The sequence below is a fragment of the Streptomyces sp. UH6 genome (assembly GCF_013421635.1).
GTDB classification, from domain to species: Bacteria; Actinomycetota; Actinomycetes; order Streptomycetales; family Streptomycetaceae; genus Streptomyces; species Streptomyces abyssomicinicus.
This window is the reverse complement of the sequence record NZ_JACADT010000414.1, coordinates 1-4,798: the sequence shown is the minus strand read 5'-3', so window position 1 is coordinate 4,798 and position 4,798 is coordinate 1. Positions and strand designations below refer to the sequence as shown.

Annotated in this window: 2 rRNA genes; both read right to left on the bottom strand. The window is 57.5% G+C overall.

What is annotated here, in order from left to right:
• A 23S ribosomal RNA gene (locus HW445_RS18825) occupies positions 1 to 2,699 on the bottom strand; the annotation flags it as partial.
• A gap of 311 nt (positions 2,700 to 3,010) precedes the next feature.
• Positions 3,011 to 4,535, bottom strand: a 16S ribosomal RNA gene (locus HW445_RS18820).
• Positions 4,536 to 4,798: the final 263 nt, after the last annotated feature.

Here is a 4,798-nt window from a genome sequence, read left to right as displayed (position 1 = left end):
ATGGACTCTTGGGGAAGATCAGCCTGTTATCCCCGGGGTACCTTTTATCCGTTGAGCGACGGCGCTTCCACAAGCCACCGCCGGATCACTAGTCCCGACTTTCGTCCCTGCTCGACCCGTCGGTCTCACAGTCAAGCTCCCTTGTGCACTTACACTCAACACCTGATTGCCAACCAGGCTGAGGGAACCTTTGGGCGCCTCCGTTACTCTTTAGGAGGCAACCGCCCCAGTTAAACTACCCATCAGACACTGTCCCTGATCCGGATCACGGACCCAGGTTAGACATCCAGCACGACCAGACTGGTATTTCAACGACGACTCCACCCACACTGGCGTGCGAGCTTCAAAGTCTCCCAGCTATCCTACACAAGCCGAACCGAACACCAATATCAAACTGTAGTAAAGGTCCCGGGGTCTTTCCGTCCTGCTGCGCGAAACGAGCATCTTTACTCGTAGTGCAATTTCACCGGGCCTATGGTTGAGACAGTCGAGAAGTCGTTACGCCATTCGTGCAGGTCGGAACTTACCCGACAAGGAATTTCGCTACCTTAGGATGGTTATAGTTACCACCGCCGTTTACTGGCGCTTAAGTTCTCAGCTTCGCCCCACCGAAATGGAGCTAACCGGTCCCCTTAACGTTCCAGCACCGGGCAGGCGTCAGTCCGTATACATCGCCTTACGGCTTCGCACGGACCTGTGTTTTTAGTAAACAGTCGCTTCTCGCTGGTCTCTGCGGCCACCCCCAGCTCACCGAGTAAATCGGATCACCGGAAATGGCCCCCCTTCTCCCGAAGTTACGGGGGCATTTTGCCGAGTTCCTTAACCATAGTTCACCCGAACGCCTCGGTATTCTCTACCTGACCACCTGAGTCGGTTTAGGGTACGGGCCGCCATGAAACTCGCTAGAGGCTTTTCTCGACAGCATAGGATCATCCACTTCACCACAATCGGCTCGGCATCAGGTCTCAGCCCTAGTGTGCGACGGATTTACCTACCGCACGGCCTACACCCTTACCCCGGGACAACCACCGCCCGGGATGGACTACCTTCCTGCGTCACCCCATCACTCACCTACTACCAGCTCGGGTCACCGGCTCCACCACTCCCCCTCACTCCGAAGAGATCAGGGGCGGCTTCACGGGCTTAGCATCACTGGATTCGATGTTTGGCGCTTCAAAGCGGGTACCGGAATATCAACCGGTTATCCATCGACTACGCCTGTCGGCCTCGCCTTAGGTCCCGACTTACCCTGGGCAGATCAGCTTGACCCAGGAACCCTTGGTCAATCGGCGCAAACGTTTCTCACGTTTGTATCGCTACTCATGCCTGCATTCTCACTCGTGAACCGTCCACAACTCGCTTCCGCGGCTGCTTCACCCGGCACACGACGCTCCCCTACCCATCACAGCCTCCGTTGGGAGTACATGCTGCAATGACACGACTTCGGCGGTACGCTTGAGCCCCGCTACATTGTCGGCGCGGAATCACTAGACCAGTGAGCTATTACGCACTCTTTCAAGGGTGGCTGCTTCTAAGCCAACCTCCTGGTTGTCTCTGCGACTCCACATCCTTTCCCACTTAGCGTACGCTTAGGGGCCTTAGTCGATGCTCTGGGCTGTTTCCCTCTCGACCATGGAGCTTATCCCCCACAGTCTCACTGCCGCGCTCTCACTTACCGGCATTCGGAGTTTGGCTAAGGTCAGTAACCCGGTAGGGCCCATCGCCTATCCAGTGCTCTACCTCCGGCAAGAAACACACGACGCTGCACCTAAATGCATTTCGGGGAGAACCAGCTATCACGGAGTTTGATTGGCCTTTCACCCCTAACCACAGGTCATCCCCCAGGTTTTCAACCCTGGTGGGTTCGGTCCTCCACGAAGTCTTACCTCCGCTTCAACCTGCCCATGGCTAGATCACTCCGCTTCGGGTCTTGGGCATGCTACTCAAACGCCCTATTCGGACTCGCTTTCGCTACGGCTTCCCCACACGGGTTAACCTCGCAACACACCGCAAACTCGCAGGCTCATTCTTCAAAAGGCACGCAGTCACGAGATGCAGCAAGCTGCATCCGACGCTCCCACGGCTTGTAGGCACACGGTTTCAGGTACTATTTCACTCCGCTCCCGCGGTACTTTTCACCATTCCCTCACGGTACTATCCGCTATCGGTCACCAGGGAATATTTAGGCTTAGCGGGTGGTCCCGCCAGATTCACACGGGATTTCTCGGGCCCCGTGCTACTTGGGTGTCTCTCAAACGAGCCGCTGACGTTTCGACTACGGGGGTCTTACCCTCTACGCCGGACCTTTCGCATGTCCTTCGCCTACATCAACGGTTTCTGACTCGTCCTGTCGCCGGCAGACGACAGAAGAGAGATCCCACAACCCCCCAAACGCAACCCCTGCCGGGTCTCACACGCTTGAGGTTTAGCCTGATCCAGTTTCGCTCGCCACTACTCCCGGAATCACGGTTGTTTTCTCTTCCTGAGGGTACTGAGATGTTTCACTTCCCCTCGTTCCCTCCACACTGCCTATGTGTTCAGCAGTGGGTGACAGCCCATGACGACTGCCGGGTTTCCCCATTCGGAAACCCCCGGATCAAAGCCTGGTTGACGACTCCCCGGGGACTATCGCGGCCTCCCACGTCCTTCATCGGTTCCTGGTGCCAAGGCATCCACCGTGCGCCCTTAAAAACTTGGCCACAGATGCTCGCGTCCACTGTGCAGTTCTCAAACAACGACCAGCCACCCGTCACACGCTGGCGAACCAACGCTTTACCGGGGCCGGCACTGAAGACCCAGCCTTGCGGCCGTACCTTCAGATACCCAACAGCGTGCCCGACACGGTCAGCCAACCAGATCAGCGTTCCACGCTCCGAAGAGCAGTACTAGCGCCTGGTCCATCCTGAACCGTGCCGAGTAGTCAACGTTCCACCCATGAGCAACCAGCATCAGACATTCGCTGATGTACTGGCCTCTGACCAAGCCAGGCTTGGTAAGAAGTGCTCCTTAGAAAGGAGGTGATCCAGCCGCACCTTCCGGTACGGCTACCTTGTTACGACTTCGTCCCAATCGCCAGTCCCACCTTCGACAGCTCCCTCCCACAAGGGGTTGGGCCACCGGCTTCGGGTGTTACCGACTTTCGTGACGTGACGGGCGGTGTGTACAAGGCCCGGGAACGTATTCACCGCAGCAATGCTGATCTGCGATTACTAGCGACTCCGACTTCATGGGGTCGAGTTGCAGACCCCAATCCGAACTGAGACCGGCTTTTTGAGATTCGCTCCACCTCGCGGTATCGCAGCTCATTGTACCGGCCATTGTAGCACGTGTGCAGCCCAAGACATAAGGGGCATGATGACTTGACGTCGTCCCCACCTTCCTCCGAGTTGACCCCGGCGGTCTCCCGTGAGTCCCCAGCACCACAAGGGCCTGCTGGCAACACGGGACAAGGGTTGCGCTCGTTGCGGGACTTAACCCAACATCTCACGACACGAGCTGACGACAGCCATGCACCACCTGTACACCGACCACAAGGGGGGCACCATCTCTGATGCTTTCCGGTGTATGTCAAGCCTTGGTAAGGTTCTTCGCGTTGCGTCGAATTAAGCCACATGCTCCGCCGCTTGTGCGGGCCCCCGTCAATTCCTTTGAGTTTTAGCCTTGCGGCCGTACTCCCCAGGCGGGGCACTTAATGCGTTAGCTGCGGCACGGACAACGTGGAATGTTGCCCACACCTAGTGCCCACCGTTTACGGCGTGGACTACCAGGGTATCTAATCCTGTTCGCTCCCCACGCTTTCGCTCCTCAGCGTCAGTATCGGCCCAGAGATCCGCCTTCGCCACCGGTGTTCCTCCTGATATCTGCGCATTTCACCGCTACACCAGGAATTCCGATCTCCCCTACCGAACTCTAGCCTGCCCGTATCGACTGCAGACCCGGGGTTAAGCCCCGGGCTTTCACAACCGACGCGACAAGCCGCCTACGAGCTCTTTACGCCCAATAATTCCGGACAACGCTTGCGCCCTACGTATTACCGCGGCTGCTGGCACGTAGTTAGCCGGCGCTTCTTCTGCAGGTACCGTCACTTTCGCTTCTTCCCTGCTGAAAGAGGTTTACAACCCGAAGGCCGTCATCCCTCACGCGGCGTCGCTGCATCAGGCTTTCGCCCATTGTGCAATATTCCCCACTGCTGCCTCCCGTAGGAGTCTGGGCCGTGTCTCAGTCCCAGTGTGGCCGGTCGCCCTCTCAGGCCGGCTACCCGTCGTCGCCTTGGTGAGCCGTTACCTCACCAACAAGCTGATAGGCCGCGGGCTCATCCTTCACCGCCGGAGCTTTCCACCCGCCAAGATGCCTTGGCAGGTCGTATCCGGTATTAGACCCCGTTTCCAGGGCTTGTCCCAGAGTGAAGGGCAGATTGCCCACGTGTTACTCACCCGTTCGCCACTAATCCCCACCGAAGTGGTTCATCGTTCGACTTGCATGTGTTAAGCACGCCGCCAGCGTTCGTCCTGAGCCAGGATCAAACTCTCCGTGAATGTTTACCGGTAATCCGGTGACACCACGATGAGCGGAACCGCGAGCGGAATAAGCTCGACGGTTCACAGCGTCCTCGCTGTGTTTTTTCAAAGGAACCTCGTCTCAAGACTGAGACGGGGTATCAACATATCTGGCGTTGACTTTTGGCACGCTGTTGAGTTCTCAAGGTGCGGACGCTTCCTTCGTACTGACCCTCTCGGGCTTTCCTCCGGGCGCTTCCTTCGTTTCCGACTCTATCAGACCGTTTCCGTTCCGATTTCCT